General features: G+C 70.7%; 14 protein-coding genes. 8 read left to right on the plus strand and 6 right to left on the minus strand.

All coding sequences use genetic code 11. The features are described from left to right. Positions 1 to 156 precede the first annotated feature (156 nt). A complete protein-coding gene (locus ACIQ8J_RS13110) occupies positions 157 to 1,110 on the plus strand; it encodes an ROK family protein (protein ID WP_403269868.1) in 954 nt (317 codons plus the stop codon). Positions 1,111 to 1,137: 27 nt separating this feature from the next. Here ACIQ8J_RS13110 and ACIQ8J_RS13115 read toward each other — a convergent pair whose 3' ends face one another. Next, complete coding sequence (locus tag ACIQ8J_RS13115; RefSeq protein WP_403269866.1) at positions 1,138 to 3,168, minus strand: NPCBM/NEW2 domain-containing protein; 2,031 nt, start codon at positions 3,166 to 3,168, stop codon at positions 1,138 to 1,140. Between the two features lie 279 nt (positions 3,169 to 3,447). Here ACIQ8J_RS13115 and ACIQ8J_RS13120 point away from each other — a divergent pair, with 279 nt between their 5' ends. The 5 genes from ACIQ8J_RS13120 (at position 3,448) to ACIQ8J_RS13140 (ending at position 8,890) form a co-directional block, all read left to right on the plus strand. Next, a complete protein-coding gene (locus ACIQ8J_RS13120; RefSeq protein WP_403269863.1) occupies positions 3,448 to 4,743 on the plus strand; it encodes an ABC transporter substrate-binding protein in 1,296 nt (431 codons plus the stop codon). A gap of 53 nt (positions 4,744 to 4,796) precedes the next feature. Further along, on the plus strand, positions 4,797 to 5,711 hold the full coding sequence (locus ACIQ8J_RS13125) for a carbohydrate ABC transporter permease (RefSeq protein WP_403269860.1): 915 nt from the start codon (positions 4,797 to 4,799) through the stop codon (positions 5,709 to 5,711). Then, positions 5,708 to 6,631, plus strand: coding sequence for a carbohydrate ABC transporter permease (locus ACIQ8J_RS13130; RefSeq protein WP_403269858.1), 924 nt, complete (start codon positions 5,708 to 5,710; stop codon positions 6,629 to 6,631). Before ACIQ8J_RS13125 ends, ACIQ8J_RS13130 begins: the two co-directional genes overlap by 4 nt. A 121-nt stretch (positions 6,632 to 6,752) precedes the next feature. Continuing rightward, positions 6,753 to 7,958, plus strand: coding sequence for a T4 RnlA family RNA ligase (locus tag ACIQ8J_RS13135; RefSeq protein WP_403269856.1), 1,206 nt, complete (start codon positions 6,753 to 6,755; stop codon positions 7,956 to 7,958). Between the two features lie 26 nt (positions 7,959 to 7,984). After that, a complete protein-coding gene (locus ACIQ8J_RS13140) occupies positions 7,985 to 8,890 on the plus strand; it encodes an AAA family ATPase (RefSeq protein ID WP_403269854.1) in 906 nt (301 codons plus the stop codon). A gap of 16 nt (positions 8,891 to 8,906) precedes the next feature. Here ACIQ8J_RS13140 and ACIQ8J_RS13145 read toward each other — a convergent pair whose 3' ends face one another. Both ACIQ8J_RS13145 and ACIQ8J_RS13150 read right to left on the minus strand, forming a co-directional pair. Continuing rightward, positions 8,907 to 9,623 (minus strand): 2OG-Fe(II) oxygenase, encoded by a 717-nt coding sequence (locus ACIQ8J_RS13145; protein ID WP_403269851.1) that lies wholly within the window; start codon positions 9,621 to 9,623, stop codon positions 8,907 to 8,909. 141 nt (positions 9,624 to 9,764) lie between these two features. Further along, complete coding sequence (locus ACIQ8J_RS13150) at positions 9,765 to 9,941, minus strand: hypothetical protein (RefSeq protein WP_403269849.1); 177 nt, start codon at positions 9,939 to 9,941, stop codon at positions 9,765 to 9,767. A gap of 244 nt (positions 9,942 to 10,185) precedes the next feature. Here ACIQ8J_RS13150 and ACIQ8J_RS13155 point away from each other — a divergent pair, with 244 nt between their 5' ends. After that, on the plus strand, positions 10,186 to 11,226 hold the full coding sequence (locus ACIQ8J_RS13155) for an NUDIX domain-containing protein (protein WP_403269846.1): 1,041 nt from the start codon (positions 10,186 to 10,188) through the stop codon (positions 11,224 to 11,226). Here the strand turns inward: ACIQ8J_RS13155 and ACIQ8J_RS13160 are convergent. Next, a complete protein-coding gene (locus tag ACIQ8J_RS13160; protein WP_403269843.1) occupies positions 11,185 to 11,895 on the minus strand; it encodes an MBL fold metallo-hydrolase in 711 nt (236 codons plus the stop codon). The two genes, ACIQ8J_RS13155 and ACIQ8J_RS13160, sit on opposite strands and share 42 nt — an antisense overlap. Before the next feature lie 69 nt (positions 11,896 to 11,964). Beyond that, on the minus strand, positions 11,965 to 13,329 hold the full coding sequence (locus ACIQ8J_RS13165; RefSeq protein ID WP_403269840.1) for a dipeptidase: 1,365 nt from the start codon (positions 13,327 to 13,329) through the stop codon (positions 11,965 to 11,967). 178 nt (positions 13,330 to 13,507) lie between these two features. Between ACIQ8J_RS13165 and ACIQ8J_RS13170 the strand changes: the two genes are divergently transcribed. Beyond that, positions 13,508 to 14,773: a geranylgeranyl reductase family protein gene (locus ACIQ8J_RS13170; protein ID WP_403269837.1), complete on the plus strand. Its 1,266-nt coding sequence runs from the start codon at positions 13,508 to 13,510 to the stop codon at positions 14,771 to 14,773. A 46-nt stretch (positions 14,774 to 14,819) separates the two neighbouring features. On the opposite strand, the gene ACIQ8J_RS13175 is transcribed toward ACIQ8J_RS13170, so the two are convergent. Next, positions 14,820 to 15,545 (minus strand): TNT domain-containing protein, encoded by a 726-nt coding sequence (locus ACIQ8J_RS13175; protein ID WP_403270484.1) that lies wholly within the window; start codon positions 15,543 to 15,545, stop codon positions 14,820 to 14,822. Positions 15,546 to 15,792 lie beyond the last annotated feature (247 nt).

Below are 15,792 nucleotides of genomic sequence, written 5' to 3' on the forward strand. Positions count from 1 at the left end.
TGCGCTGTCCTGTCGTCGTCGGGGGCCGTCCGGCGCGGTCGGGTGCCATAACGGTCTGTGTGGCGTCGAGCATAGGCCCTGGACAACGTTGTCACATGCATGGAGACTCTCATCTTGACCTGCCGTTACCCGTCCTCACCAGGAGATCCGACCTCGATGCACACCGACCTCGTCGCCGCGCTCGACATCGGCGGTACCAAGATCGCCGGAGCCCTGGTGGATGCCGAAGGCCGGCTTCTCGTCCGGGCGCAGCGGCCGACACCCGCCCATGAGGACGGCGACACGGTGATGCGCACGGCCGAGGCGGTCGTCGCCGAGCTGACCGCCTCCCCGCTGTGGGAGCGTACGAGCGCGGTCGGCATCGGCAGCGCCGGGCCGGTGGACGCCGCGGCAGGCACGGTCAGCCCCGTCAACATCCCCGGCTGGCGCGGGTTTCCGCTGGTCGAGCGGGTGCGCGCGGCGACCGGCGGGCTCGACGTCGCACTCGTCGGCGACGGCGTCGCGATGACCGCCGCCGAACACTGGCTCGGCGCGGCCCGCGGCTACGACAACGCCCTGTGCATGGTCGTCTCGACCGGCGTCGGCGGCGGTCTCGTCCTCGGCGGCAAACTGCACCCCGGCCCCACCGGCAACGCGGGCCACATCGGCCACATCAGCGTCGACCTCGACGGCGACGCCTGCCCGTGCGGTGCGCGCGGCTGCGTGGAACGGATCGCCAGCGGCCCGAACATCGCCCGCCGCGCCCTGGACAACGGCTGGCGGCCGGGTGCCGACGGCGACACCTCGGCCGCCGCCGTCGCCACGGCCGCCCGAGCCGGCGATCCGGTCGCCGTCGCCTCCTTCGAGCGCGCGGCGCGGGCGCTGGCCGCCGGCATCGCCGCGACCGCGACGCTCGTCGAGATCGAGATCGCGGTCATCGGCGGGGGAGTGGCAGGCGCGGGCGACGTACTGTTCGCCCCCCTGCGCCGTGCCCTGCGCGACTACGCCACGCTCTCCTTCGTCCAGCGGCTCACCGTCGCGCCCGCCCTGACCGGGACGGACGCGGGGCTGGTGGGCGCGGCGGCGGCCGCTTCGGTACGGCTGGTGGGGGAAGCGGCGTTGATCAAGTGACGGTCAGCGTCCGATAGTTGTCAGCCGTCAGCAAACCACCCGCGCATCCCCCCAGTCCGCATGGTCCGAGTCCACCCCGTCCCCGCCGTCCGTGACGACGAGGTGGACGGTCTTCGCGCCGGTGATGTTCGCGGAGAGCGGCTGCGCCGGCATCGGGTTGGTCAGGACACCGGTGGACGCGAGCCTGTGGCCGTCGGCCCAGATCTCGAAGGTCACCGTCCCCTTGCCACCCGTCTCGTCGTCCACGCCGACCATCGCGGAGACCGATGAGCAGCTTCCGCCCGTGTAGTAGGCGATGTCGCTCGCCGCATGGGCGCCGAGCCCCTTGGCGTACACCGTGCCGTCGATCGTGATCGGACCGCCGTCGCCGGCCGCGGCCTCGCCGTTGCTGGTGTCCCGCTCCACCGGGCCCCAGCCGTTGACCGCCGAGATCCAGGGCAGATCGCTCAGGTACGAGGTCCCGGCGGGCGGCCGCGCCACGACCTGCGCCTGGACGGGCAGGGACTGCGTGATGCGGCCGCCCCCGGCGGGTGCGCGGTACGAGGAGGTCAGCGTCAGGTCGTACGCGCCGATCGGCGTGCCCGCCGGAGCCGTCAGCTCCCAGGTCGTCGTGAGGGACCTGCCCGTCGGGAGGGCCGGTGACGACGTGGGCGACAGCGCCCTGATGCCCCAGCCCGCGGGCCCGGTGAGCGCGGTGTCGGTGGACAGGGCCGGGGTGCGGCCGAGGTCGGTGACCGTGGTCGTCAGCCGGGCCGGCTTGCCCGACTCCACCAACGGGCCGCCGTCCAGGCCGGTTTCGACCACCGGCGGATACTGCGCCCAGGCGCGGTCGGGAGCGATCCGCAGCAAAGCCGTGCCGTGCGCCGGGACGGTCGCGGCGACCGTGCCCGCCGTGTTGTACGTCCGGTGCTGCCACAGATCGCGCTGGGTGTACGCGGCGGCCTGCGGCAGTCCGAGGGCCTTGGCCGTCGTCGCGATCCGCTGCGGGCTGCCCGTCTCGTTGAACAGGGCGACGGCCCGGCTGCCGTCCTTCATCTCCTTGGCGACCACCCACCGCCCGCCGGCGGAGGAGAGCACCGTGCCCTGCTTGCCGAGCGGGTCCTGGTCGACGGCGATGACCTCCTTGTTGGAGAGGATCTCGTAGGTCGCCGGGGTCGCCTTGCGCAGGTCGGAGCCGATCAGCAGCGGCGCCGCCATGATCGACCACATCGAGAAGTGGCTGCGGTACTCGGTGTCCGTCATCCCGCCGTTGCCCACTTCGAGCATGTCGGGGTCGTTCCAGTGGCCGGGCCCGGCGGCCGCCGCCAGCGGCAGGTTCTGCTTCAGGATCGACAGCATGCTGCCCCAGCTGTCGCTGATGTCGCCCGTGGTGCGCCACTGGTTGCCGACGCCGGAAGCCCACTCCCAGGGCTTGTTCTCGCCCCATTCGCAGAGGCTGTAGACGATGGGGCGGCCGGTCGCCTTCAGCGCGTCTCGCATCGTGGTGTAGCGGAGTTTGGCGTCGACGCCCAGGTTGTTGCAGTTGTCGTACTTGAGGTAGTCGACTCCCCAGTCCGCGAACTGCCGTGCGTCGCTGTACTCGTGGCCGAGCCCACCGGGGAACCCGGCGCTGTTGCACGTCTTGGTACCCGCGCTCGTGTAGATGCCGAACTTCAGCCCCTTGGAGTGGACGTAATCGGCAACCGCCTTGATTCCGTGGGGGAATCGGACCGGGTCGGGGACGAGCTTGCCCTGCGCGTCGCGCTGCGGAAGCGCCCAGCAGTCGTCCAGGTTGACGTACTGGTAGCCCGCTGCCTTGAGGCCCTTCGCGATGAACAGGTCGGCGATGCCCTCGACCATCGTCTCGTTGAACTCGGCGCGGCAATGGGTGGAGTTCCAGTTGTTGAAACCCATCGGCGGGGTGAGCGCGAGCCCGTTGCCGAGCCGCGGGGCGGCCGGTGCGGGATCCGCCGCGGCGGCCGGAGCGGCGAGCCCCGCCGTACAGAGCAGGCCGGCGGCCAGCGCTCCGACGACTCTGCCGCGTCTTTGATGGGTGGTACGGGTGGGAAGGTGACGCATCGTTACGTTCCTCCGTGCTCGTACGAGGTAGGACGTCTTCATGCCCCTGTCAGTCGCCTGTGAGCGACGAGCGTTTACGGTAGGGCTTGTTGAACTATGTTGGAAGAGATGCGGTAACGGTTGCTCGGCTTTGCGTCAAAACCCTTGACGACATCCTGACTTGGGGGTGTGATCCAAGCCTCGCGTTTGGTTGTGTTGGGTTGCACCCTGGAGGAGGGGGACATGGCGCAGTCATCGTTCAACGGTCCCGTCGCGCCGAGTAGCGTGACAGGACATCGGATGTCCCGGCGGAATCTTCTGCGTGGTGCGGCGATCGGTGCCGGGGCGGTCGCGCTGCCCTCGCTGCTCTCGGCGTGCAGCAGCGGGCCCGGCGGGGACACCAAGACGATTCGATTGGGTTCGAACTCCTCGGACGCCGTCCCCAAGAAGGCGTTCGCCGACGCGTTCGCGGCCTACGAGAAGCAGTCCAAGGAAGGCCGCAAGATCAAGGTCAACACCGTTGACCACAACACCTTCCAGGAGAACATCAACCGCTATCTCCAGGGCAAGCCGGACGACGTCTTCATGTGGTTCGCGGGCTACCGCATGCAGTTCTTCGCGCAGAAGGGTCTGCTGTACGACATCAGCGACCTCTGGCAGGGCTTCCAGGGCTTCTCCGACGCGCTGAAGGCGCAGTCGACCGGCGCGGACGGCAAGCAGTACTTCGTGCCGTACTACTACTACCCGTGGGCGGTCTTCCACCGCGCGAGCCTCTTCACGGAGCGCGGGTACACGGCGCCCAAGACGCTCGACCAGTACATAGAGCTCGCCCGGCAGATGCAGAAGGACAAGCTCGATCCCATCGCGTTCTGCGACAAGGACGGCTGGCCCGCCATGGGCACCTTCGACTACCTCAACATGCGCACCAATGGCTACGACTTCCACAAGAGCCTGATGGCCGGCAAGGAGGCGTGGACCGACAAGCGGGTCAAGGACGTCTTCGACACCTGGCGCAGAATCCTTCCGTACTGCCAGAAGGGCGCCAACGGGCGCACCTGGCAGGAGTCCGCGCAGAGCCTCCAGAAGAAGCAGTCGGGCATGGCGGTCTTCGGAATGCCGCACGTGGGACAGCAGTTCCCCGAGGCCGAGCGGGACGACATCGCGTTCTTCCCGTTCCCGGAGATCAACCCGCAGTACGGACAGGACGCGGTCGAGGCCCCCATCGACGGCTTCCTCCTCGCGAAGAACTCCAAGACGCTGAAGAACAAGCAGGCCATGGCCAGCGCCAAGGACCTGCTCACCTGGCTGGCCACGCCCAAGGCCGAGGACACCTACCTCGCGGGCGACCCGAACAACATCGCGGTCAGCAGCGGGGCGGACACCTCGAAGTACAGCTCGCTGCAGAAGAAGGCGGTCGAGCTGGTCTCCGGCGCCAAGCAGATCTCGCAGTTCCTGGACCGCGACACCCGCCCCGACTTCGCCTCCACGGTGATGATCCCGGCCATCCAGAAGTTCATCGGCAACCCGAACGACGTCGACGGCCTCGTCAACGACATCGAGCGGCAGAAGAAGACCATCTTCGCCTCCGAAGGCTGACGGTCGCCCGCTCCCAACCGACCGACGCCCGTTTCGACTTGGAGTACTCAGCCGTGGCGCTCACCACCGCGCGGCGCACCGGACGACGGGGTCCCAGGCGGTTCACCGCCCGCGACCTCGTCGTCCTCGGCGTGCTGCTTGGCATACCCGTCCTGCTCGACATCGCCATCGTGTGGGGGCCGACCCTCGCCTCCGTCGTCCTGTCCTTCACCAGCTGGGACGGCATCGGCGACCTCAAATGGGTCGGCACGCAGAACTACACCGACCTCTTCACCAACTACCCGCCGTTCTGGCCGGCGGTCCGGCACAACCTGATGTGGCTGGCCGTCCTGGGCTTCGTGGCCACGCCGTTCGGGCTGCTGCTCGCCGTCCTCATCGACAAGGGCGTACGGTTCAGCCGCTTCTACCAGTCGACGCTGTACATGCCGGTCGTCCTGTCGCTCGCCGTCGTCGGCTTCATCGCCCAGCTCGTCTTCTCCCGCGACCAGGGAGCGCTCAACGCCCTCCTCGGCAACCAGGACAACCCGACCGACTGGCTCGGCGACCCGAACCTCAACATCTGGATGATCCTGCTGGCCGCGGCCTGGCGGCACACGGGCTACGTGATGATCCTCTACCTCGCCGGGCTCAAAGCCGTCGACCCCTCCCTCAAGGAGGCCGCCGCCATCGACGGCGCGACCGAGCGCCAGACCTTTTTCCGGGTCGTCTTCCCGACCCTGCGCCCGGTCAACGTCATCGTCGGCGTCATCACGGTCATCGAATCGCTGCGCGCCTTCGACATCGTGTACGCCGTCAACCACGGCCGCAACGGCCTCGAAGTGCTCTCGGTGCTCGTCACCGACAACATCATCGGCGAGGCCAGCCGCATCGGCTTCGGCTCGGCGATCGCCGTGGTGCTGCTGACCGTCTCCCTCGGGTTCGTCATCACGTACCTGGTGCAGGAGATCCGAGGGGAGAAGAACCGATGACCACCAGCACCGCGCCCGCCCCCACGGCCACCGCCCCGGCGACGGCACCGGCAGCCCGACGGCGCCGGGTGCGCCCGGGACGCGTCGGCGTGCACGCCTTCCTCCTGACGGTCTCGCTCGCCTTCCTCGCACCGCTGCTGCTCGCGGTGTACGCGTCGCTGCGCCCCTACGACGAGACGTCGAAGTACGGCTACTTCTCGCTCCCCAGACACCTCTCCTTCGACTACTACCAACAGGCCTTCACCGACTCGGGCATGACGAAGTACTTCGTCAACACCCTGATCATCGCGGTGCCCGGCGTACTCCTCGTCCTCTTCTTCGCCTCGTTCGTGGCCTTCGCCGTCTCGCGGCTGAAACTCCGGGGCGGAATCGTCCTGTTGATGCTGTTCACGGCCGGCAACCTGCTGCCCCAGCAGGTGATCGTGACTCCGCTGTACGTCGTCTTCAACCGCATCCCGCTGCCGTACTGGATGTCCGACTCGATGACGATGTTCGACTCGTACTGGGCGGTCATCGCCGTCCAGGTCGGCTTCCAGATCGGCTTCTGCGTCTTCGTCCTCGCCAACTTCATGCGCACCCTGCCGCAGGAGATCCTGGAGGCGGCGATCGTCGACGGAGCCGGGGTGTGGACCCAGTACTGGCGCATCACCCTGCCCCTGTGCCGCCCGGCCCTCGCGGCCCTGGCGACCCTCCAATTCACCTGGATGTACAACGACTTCCTGTGGGCGCTGGTCTTCATGTCCGACGGCGACAAGCTCCCGATCACCTCGGCGCTGAACAACCTGCGCGGCCAATTCTTCACGGACTACAACCTGCTGGCAGCGGGCTCCGTGATCGTCGCGCTCCCGACGCTGATCGTGTTCCTGCTCCTGCAACGGCACTTCATCGCGGGGCTCACGCTGGGGTCCAGCAAGGGGTGAGGCGGGTGGGCGGGGTCCGGGGCCGCCGGGCCCCCGGTCCGCGTCCCGGATCAAAAATGCCTCGCTCCCGCCGTCAACACAGGTCAAGCTGCTTGCGACAGCACACTTCCCTGGAGCAGCAGTGATCGACCTCGACCGTCTCGTCCCGCCCGCCGGCCTCGCCGCAGCCATCGACGCCGGGCACGTCGTCCGCAAGGCGCACCCCGAACTGCCGCTGTCGATCTACTCGTACACGAGGTCGTGTCAGTACGAACAGGCGTGGACCGAGGTCACCACGCGCTGCCGCGGTCTGGTGGTCGACGACACGAGCGGCATGGTCGTCGCGCACTGCCTGCCCAAGTTCTTCAACGTCGGCGAGCACACCCACGGCCGCCCCTACGCGCGCCCGCTGCCCGACGAGCCGTTCGAGGTGTACGACAAGGTCGACGGATCGCTCGGCATCGCCTTCCACTACGAGGGCCGCTGGCGGGTCGCCTCCCGGGGCTCGTTCACCTCCGAACAGGCCACCTGGGCCACCGCGTGGCTCGACGGACGGGACACGGCTACCCTGCGCCCCGGCGTCACCTACCTCGCGGAGATCCTCTACCCCGAGAACCGGATCGTCGTCGACTACGGCGGCCGGCGCGACCTGGTGCTGCTCGCCGCGTACGACTCCGCGGGCCGGGAGATCGAGCTGTCCCGCGCCGCCGACGACTGGGCGCCGGTCGGATCCGTGGCCCGTACGTGGCCCGCGATGCCGCTCGCCGAACTCCTCGAACGCGCCGGGGCCAACATCCACGCCGACGGCCGGACGGCCACCGGCACCGACGCCGAGGGCTATGTCATCCGGTACGCCTCCGGACTGCGGGTCAAGGCGAAGATCAGCGAGTACGTGCGGCTGCACAAGGTGCTGACCGGCATCACCGAGCGCGACGTCTGGCGGTTCCTCGGCATCCGCCGATTCGCCGGACAGGACCCCAAGCGGGTCGCCCAGGTGCTGGGCTGCCGGCCGGAGGAGATCGCGGAACTCACCGCGGACGGCGCGGATCCGCTGGAAGCTATGCTTCAGCAGGTCCCCGACGAGTTCGACACCTGGGTCCGGGCCGTGTCGGCGCGCCTCGAAGGGCAGGCCGCCGAACTGGCCGCTCTCGCCGAGGAGCGCTTTCGCGAGATCGCCCATCTCGCCGCGGACCGCGGCGCGTTCGCCCGCGCCGCCCAGCAGATCCGGGAGCGCACCGTACGCGCGGCCGTCTTCCAGCTGCTCGACGGCCGCGACCTCGGCCCGATGATCTGGCGGACCGTCAAGCCCACGGCCGCCGACCCGTTCAAGAACGACGAAGAAAGCTGAACCCCGCCATGCCCACCGTGCACGTCATGACCGGACTGCCCGCCTCCGGCAAGACCACCGCCGCCCGCGAGATCGTCGCGGCCTCCGGCGGCCAGTGCCGCCGCGTCAACCTCGACGATCTGCGCTCCATGCTCGACAACCCCGGCGCCGAGGGCGTCCGTTCGCACACCGCCGAGCAGGCCGTGCTCGCCGTCCAGGACGCGACGGTGCGGGAGATACTCGCCGCGGGCTTCGACGTGGTGGTCGACAACACGCATCTCACCGCGCGCATCCCCAAGCGGCTCAAGGCCGCCGTCGCCGGGCAGGCGCGGTTCGTCGTGCACGACTTCACCGGGGTGCCGCTCGACGAATGCCTGCGACGCGACGCGGCCCGCGCGAACCCGGTCGGCGAGGACGTCATCCGCCTCCTGGCCGACAAGCACGCCAAGGCCGTACGCAACGGATGGCGCCTCACCGACGCCTGGATGAACGACGCCGTCGGCCTGTCGGCCGTCGAGCCCTACACCGCCGACGAGACCCTGCCCACCGCGGTGATGTGCGACATCGACGGCACCCTCGCCATCAACCTGAACCGCAACCCGTACGACTTCTCGCGCTGCGAGCAGGACGGGCTGAACGGTTCGGTGCGCGACGCGCTGCTCGCCTTCCGGCGCACGCACGGCGACCGGATCGTGCTGCTGTCGGGCCGGGGCGAGGAGTTCCGGCCGCAGACCGAGGCCTGGCTCGCCGCCCATGAGGTGCCGTACGACGAACTGTGGATGCGGGCGGCCGGTGACGGGCGGCGGGACGACATCGTGAAGGCCGAGCTGTTCGACGCGCACGTCCGCCACCGGTTCCACGTGCGCGTCAGCCTGGACGACCGCGACCGGGTGGTCGCCGTGTGGCGCCGTATCGGCCTGCCCACCTGGCAGGTCAACTACGGGGACTTCTGAGCGTTCCGGCCGGTCCTCAGGCCGCGTCGTGGAAGACCAGGCCGAGCGTGCGCCGGTGTCCGGAGCGCACGGTGCTGACGCCGTGCCGCACCGGCGCCGCCGACCAGCCGCGCCGGGACGCCACCGGCCGGTCCCGGGTGGTGAAGATCAGCCCGTGTCCCTGGGGGAGCAGGGTCGCGGTGCCCCTCGACTGGGCCCGCGGCCGCTGCTCGACCAGCAGGAACTCGCCGCCGCGGTAGTCGGTGCCGGGCACGTCGAGGCCGATGACGACCTGGAGCGGGAAGACCGCCTCGCCGAACAGGTCACGATGCAGGGCGTTCCAGTCGCCTCGGCCGTACCGCAGCAGGATCTGCGCGGACTTGTCCTGCCCGGCCTCGTGGCACCTGGCCAGCCACTCCTCAAGGGTGTCGGGCCAGGGCGCCGGCCGCCCCAGCTTCGCCGCCCAGTCGCGGGCGACGGGCAGCAGCAAGGGATAGAAAGCCGCCCGCAGTTCACGCACCAGGTCCGGCAGCGGCTCTGCGAAATAGCGGTACTGCCCGGCCCCGAAGCGGTAGCGGGCCATGTCGACCGTCGCGCGGAACCGCGTCGTCCGGTCGTACGTCCCGGCCAGTGACCGGCACTGCGCCGCGGTGAGGAGCCGATGGGTCGGCGCGCAGCCGTACGCGTGGAGCTCCTCGGTGATGGCCTGCCAGTTCCCCGCGCTCACGCGGTCGGCCGTGCCGGTGCTGGACATGGGGTCCCTCCGATGTGCGGGGCGGAGCACGCGGCTCCGCCCGGATGGTGCCTCACATCGAGAGTGATCCCTCACCGCCCCGCCCACCGGCGGAAATCGGACATCGCGCTGAGCGTCCGGCGGGGCCGGGCGGGCCGGGCGTCAGCCGACCGGTTCCTGGCGCGGGCGGGTGACGACGACCAGGAACGCGTCGGACTCCAGGTCCATCACGACCTCGGCCGCCACGCCCTCGTCCCTGCGGTCCCGCGCGAACTCCTCGGCAGGCCAGTGGCCGCGCGGGCCACCCGCGGGAAATCGTTCCAGTACCGTACGACGCATTGTCGTCGCACCCCCTTGTGTCTCTTGTGGCACTCGCACAACGACGCCGGCGCCGCCCGCGTTACGGGCCCCCGTGCCCGGTGCTCACTCGGACAGACGCGGTACGGGGCCCGGCGGTGGCGCTCGACAAGCAACAGCCCGGCCACAGTTGTGTGCGTGATCGGAAGGGGGGCTCAGCCGGGCGCGGGTTTCCGTGGCAGGGTGTTGCGGGCAGTCCACTGGGGGCTACCGAAGAGGGGGAACCGTGATTGTCTGGGTCAACGGCGCGTTCGGCGCGGGCAAGACGAGCACCGCGCGCGAGCTGATCGACCTGATCCCGAACAGCACGTTCTACGACCCCGAGGTGATCGGCGGGGCGCTGCGGCATCTGCTGCCGCAGAAACTCCTTGCGCAGGTGACCGACTACCAGGACCTGCCGATCTGGCGGCGTCTGGTGGTGGACGGCGCCGCCGCGCTGCTCGCCGAGGTCGGCGGCGTGCTCGTGGTGCCGATGACACTGCTGCGGCAGGAGTACCGGGACGAGATCTTCGGCGGGCTCGCGGCCCGTCGCACGCCGGTGCACCATGTCCTCCTGACCCAGGAGGAAACGATCCTGCGGGCGCGGATAGCGGCCCGGGTGGAGTTCCCCGACGACCCCGAGGCCGACGACCAGCGGGTCCGCAAGTGGGCGTACGAGCACATCGAGCCCTTCCGGCGGGCGCTGGGCTGGCTCGCCGACGACGCGTACGCCGTCGACAACGGCGGCCTCACCCCGCGCGAGACCGCCGGGCGAATAGCCGACGCGGTCCGCTCCGGAGCGGCCCGCGCCTGCGAGATCGTGCAGACCCCCGAGCCCACCGCCGAGACGCTCGCCGCCGGGGTGCTGCTCTTCGACGACCAGGACCGGGTGCTCCTGGTCGACCCCACCTACAAACCGGGCTGGGAGTTCCCCGGCGGCATCGTCGAGCGCGGCGAGGCCCCGGCCAGGGCCGGCATCCGCGAGGTCGAGGAGGAGCTCGGGGTCCGACTCGGCCGCGTACCGAGGCTGTTGGTGGTCGACTGGGAGCCGCCGCGGCCGCCCGGATTCGGCGGCCTGCGGCTGCTCTTCGACGGCGGCCGGCTCGACAGCGCGAACGCCGGGCAGGTGCTGCTGCCCGGCTCCGAGCTGCGCGGCTGGCGCTTCGTCAGCGAGCAGGAGGCGGCCGGACTGCTGCCGCCCGCCCGCTTCGAGCGGCTGCGCTGGGCGCTGCGGGCCCGGGAGCGGTCAACCGTGCTCAACCTGGAGGCCGGAGTCCCGGTCGGCTGAGGCCTTCATGACGGCCGCCGCGTCCTTGGTCAGCGGGTCGCCGTGCCCGAAACAGACGGTGTCCGCGGCGAGCCCGGCCAGGCGCCGGAACGAGGCGAGCGCCCGCTCCCGGTCGGTGTTGAACACGCCGACCATCACCTGGCCGACCCCGGCCACGCTGTCACCGGTGAACAGCACGCCATGGCGCGGCAGATGGACCGAGATCGAGCCGTCGGTGTGGCCGGGGGAGTGCACCACCACCGCGCCGCCCCCGAAGTCCAGCACGTCCCCGTCGCCGACCTCGCGGTCCACCCGGGTCGACGGTGCCTTCGGTACCGTCAACGCGTGCTCGTACAGCGGGAGTTCCCAGTCGAGCAGCACCGGCTCCGGCGTCGGCAGCTCGCCCCGGATCACCGGGGCGTCAAGCCGGTGCGCGACGACCTCGGCGCCGTAGCGTGCGGAGAGCTCCCCGGCCGCGCCGAAGTGGTCGCGATGGCAGTGCGTGATCACGATCCGGCGGATCGCGGCCGGGTCGAGCCCGAGTCCGCGCACCGCCTCCTCGATGGGTGCCGCCGCGTTCACGTCCCCCGCGTCGATGAGCGTCAACTCGTCCTCGTCGCGCCACAGATACGCCTGGCCGATGGGGAACCGGAACATGTGCAGTCGAGGGAGGACTTGTACGAGATCCATGGGGCGAACGTACGTCGGTGACCCCGCTCGCCGCATGGATCTACGCTCTGCGCGATGTCCGCCGAGCGCTTAACCCCGCTTCGACTCGGCGTAGTTGACCAGGAAGTGCGCCTCGGCGACCGAGAGGCGCTCCAGCTCCTCGGGCGACACGCTCTCGTTCACCGCGTGGATCTGCGCCTCCGGCTCGCTCAGCCCGATCAGCAGGATCTCCGCCTGCGGGTACAGCGCCGCGAGGGTGTTGCACAGCGGGATCGATCCGCCCATGCCGGAGGACTGCATCCGCTCGCCCGGGTAGGCGACGGCCATCGCCTCGGCCATCGAGGTGTACGCCGGGCTGTTGATGTCCGCGCGGAACGGCTGGCCCTGGCCGACCTGTTCGAAGGAGACCCGGGCGTTCCACGGGACGTGCTTCTCGATGTGCGCGTACAGCAGCTTGGTCGCCTCGGCGGCGTCCTGGCCGGGCGGCACCCGCAGGCTGATCTGGGCGCGGGCGCTCGCCGGGATGGACGGCGTGGCACCGGCCACCGGGTGGCAGTCGATGCCGATGACGGTGACGGCCGGGCGGGCCCAGATGCGGTCGGCGACAGTGCCGGTGCCCGGCAGCGACACACCGTCGATGACCTTGGCGTCCTGGCGGAACTCGGCCTCCGGGTACTGCAGACCGTCCCACTCGGAGTCCGCGGCGAGACCCTCGATCACCGTCTGGCCGTGCTCGTCGCGCAGCGAGTCGAGCACGCGGATGAGCGCGGCCAGCGCGTCCGGCGCGGCACCGCCGAACTGACCCGAGTGCAGGTTGCCCTCAAGGGTGTCGATCCGCACGCGGATCATGGTCATGCCACGCAGCGTCGCCGTCACCGTGGGCAGGCCGACCCGGAAGTTGCCGGTGTCGCCGATGACGATGGCGTCGGCCGTCAGCAGTTCGGGGTGCGCCTCGGCGTACTGCTCCAGACCGCCGGTGCCCTGTTCCTCCGAGCCCTCCACGATCACCTTCACGGAGACCGGGACGCCGCCGTTCGCCTTGAGGGCGCGCAGCGCGAGCAGATGCATGATGAACCCGCCCTTGCAGTCCGCCGCGCCCCGGCCGTACCAGCGGCCGTCGCGCTCGGTCAGCTCGAACGGCGGGGTCACCCATGCGGACTCGTCCAGCTTGGGCTGCACGTCGTAGTGCGCGTAGAGCAGCACCGTCGGCGCCCCCACCGGGCCGGGCAGCAGTCCGTACACCGACTGCGAACCGTCGGGGGTGTCGAGCAGCGCGACGTCCTGGAAGCCCTCCGAGCGCAGGGCGTCCGCCACCCAGTTCGCGGCGGCCTCGCACTCGCTCCTCGGCGCCACCGCCTCGTCCGCGACCGACTGGAACGCGACCAGCTCCGTCAGCTCCGCCTTGGCCCGGGGCATCAGGGCGGCGATGGTCTCGGCGATCGGATGTGCGGTCATGGGCACGCTCCTCGTGGGTGCGACGTTGTATGTACACATACGAAGGTGCACGTGTGTGTACGACGAAGATATGGCCGATCCTCCCACAACGGGCAACGACAGGAGGGCGGGGCTACTGCCCCGTAGGATGCGGTCGTCAGCATGGGCCACTGGTCGGAGTGGGGAGCAGAAGCACATCGTGAGCAGCGAGAACGCAGAGGCCGGGGCGGACGGCCCGCTGGAAGCGCACCAGGGCGAGCCCGCCGCCGAGTCGGCCACGGAATCGGCCACCGGGCCGGTCTGGGACGTCGTCGTGGTCGGCGCGGGCCCCGCGGGAGCCTCGGCCGCCTACGCGGCGGCGACCGTGGGGCGCAAGGTGCTGCTCCTGGAGAAGGCCGAACTGCCGCGCTACAAGACCTGCGGCGGCGGCATCATCGGCCCCTCGCGCGACGCCCTGCCGCCGGGCTTCGAACTGCCGCTCCAGGACCGGGTGCACGCGGTCACCTTCTCCCTGAACGGCAAGCTGACCCGGACCCGCCGGTCGAAGACGATGCTGTTCGGGCTGATCAACCGGCCCGAGTTCGACGCGGGCCTGGTCGCCGTCGCCGAGAAGGCGGGCGCCGTGATCCGTACCGGCGCCACCGTCTCCAAGGTCGAGCAGCACGGCTCGGCCGTGCCCGACCGGCGCACCGTCGCGGTCGTCCTGGCCGACGGGGAGACCGTCCTCGCGCGGGCCGTCGTCGGCGCCGACGGCAGCGCGAGCCGGATAGGGGCGCACGTCGGGGTGAAGACCGAGCAGGTCGACCTCGGCCTCGAAGCCGAGATCCCGGTGCCGCCGAGCGTGGCCGAGGACTGGGCGGGCCGGGTGCTCATCGACTGGGGCCCGCTGCCCGGCAGTTACGGATGGGTCTTCCCCAAGGGCGACACCCTGACCGTCGGTGTGATCTCGACGCGCGGCGAGGGCGCGGCCACCAAGCGCTATCTGGAGGACTTCATCGCCCGGCTCGGCCTCGCGGGCTTCGAACCGGCCGTCTCCTCGGGGCACTTGACGCGCTGCCGCAGCGACGACTCGCCGCTGTCCCGCGGCCGGGTGCTGGTCTGCGGCGACGCGGCCGGCCTGCTGGAGCCGTGGACGCGGGAGGGCATCTCCTTCGCCCTGCGCTCCGGGCGGCTCGCGGGGGAGTGGGCGGTCCGCATCGCCGAGTCGCAGGACGCCGTCGACGCCCGCCGCCAGGCCCTGAACTACGCGTTCGCCATCAAGGCGGGCCTCGGGGTCGAGATGGGGGTGGGCCGCCGGATGCTCTCCCTCTTCGAGAAGCGGCCGCTGCTGCTGCACGCCGCGATCACCGGATTCCGGCCCGCGTGGAAGTCCTTCGCGGACATCACCCGCGGCGCCACGACACTGGCCGGGCTGGTCCGCAGCCACCCAATGGCCCGGCGCGCCCTGGACGCGGTCGACCGCTGACCCGCACGGGCGGGGCCCGGATCCGCTCCGGCCCCGCCCGCCGGGCTCAGCCTCCGACGCCCGCCAGCGCGCTCGCCGCGGCGGCCGGGTTGGTCTCGGCCTTCAGATAGCCGTGGTCGAGCAGCCACTTGACGTTGAGTGCCCGGCCCGGACCCGGATCGACGAACGCCGGGTCCAGCTTGATCTGCCGCCCGCCGCCCGGCTGGTCGAACCAGGGCGCGATCCGGCCCTGCCAGACCTTGAACGACTTGACGACCTCGTACGCGTGGTAGGCGCACGGGTAACCGGCCTCACGGGTGATCAGGCTCTGCGGGGGCAGCGCCCGCCGGCTGTAGGGCGCGCCCGCCGGGGCGAGGAACGATCCGTACTCGGAACCGAACCGGTCCAGGTCCTCACCGGCCCGCAGTTCGACCGCGCGCTTGTCGGGGGTGCCGTCGGGGCGGTGGGCGAAGCCGTCGTCGGGCGGATACTTCCAGCCGCCCGCGGTGCTGTCCCAGAAGGTGGCGAGGAACGTTCGCGGGGTGAGGTGCCCGGTGCGGTGGTAGCCGAACACGAGCCGCCCCACCGGCTGGTCCCAGGGCCGGGGCAGGTTCTGGGGGCCGAGCCGCTCGTCGCCCTCGTACGTGCCGGAGCACGCGGCCGGATGCTGCGTCGGGACCGCGGCCGGTGCCGGGGCCGCGTCCGCGGCGGCCTGCGCGGTGCCGGTGCCTATCAGGGCCGACGCGGTGAGCGCGGCGACGGCCGTTCCGAGCAGAACGCGCAGTCTGCGCAGGGGGTTCACCGAGATCCTCCTCAGAGATGATGGATCATCACATCTACTGGGAACCAAGGGACTTGTGTGTCCACCGTCGCAAGTTCGGCCGAATAACCGCAGGTTCCGGTCCTGAACCGGACGGTCGCGCGGCGCCGCCGGCACCCCATCGCCCGAAGCGCCCGGACGGCACGGCCGCGGACTCTTGACGCCCGGCGGCGGAAGGCGCTTTCATCCAGCCAGTGGCCCGGCCCGCGGCGCGGTCCGG

It is taken from the genome of Streptomyces sp. NPDC094147, assembly GCF_044764265.1.
Taxonomy (GTDB): domain Bacteria; phylum Actinomycetota; class Actinomycetes; order Streptomycetales; family Streptomycetaceae; genus Streptomyces.

Bases quoted from the DNA above. Each gene is read 5' to 3' on its own strand.
- ACIQ8J_RS13110 (WP_403269868.1), top strand. From the start codon at position 157: ATGCACACCGACCTCGTCGCCGCGCTCGACATCGGCGGTACCAAGATC.
- ACIQ8J_RS13115 (WP_403269866.1), bottom strand. From the start codon at position 3,168: ATGCGTCACCTTCCCACCCGTACCACCCATCAAAGACGCGGCAGAGTC.
- ACIQ8J_RS13120 (WP_403269863.1), top strand. From the start codon at position 3,448: ATGTCCCGGCGGAATCTTCTGCGTGGTGCGGCGATCGGTGCCGGGGCG.
- ACIQ8J_RS13130 (WP_403269858.1), top strand. From the start codon at position 5,708: ATGACCACCAGCACCGCGCCCGCCCCCACGGCCACCGCCCCGGCGACG.
- ACIQ8J_RS13140 (WP_403269854.1), top strand. From the start codon at position 7,985: ATGACCGGACTGCCCGCCTCCGGCAAGACCACCGCCGCCCGCGAGATC.
- ACIQ8J_RS13145 (WP_403269851.1), bottom strand. From the start codon at position 9,623: ATGTCCAGCACCGGCACGGCCGACCGCGTGAGCGCGGGGAACTGGCAG.
- ACIQ8J_RS13150 (WP_403269849.1), bottom strand. From the start codon at position 9,941: ATGCGTCGTACGGTACTGGAACGATTTCCCGCGGGTGGCCCGCGCGGC.
- ACIQ8J_RS13160 (WP_403269843.1), bottom strand. From the start codon at position 11,895: ATGGATCTCGTACAAGTCCTCCCTCGACTGCACATGTTCCGGTTCCCC.
- ACIQ8J_RS13165 (WP_403269840.1), bottom strand. From the start codon at position 13,329: ATGACCGCACATCCGATCGCCGAGACCATCGCCGCCCTGATGCCCCGG.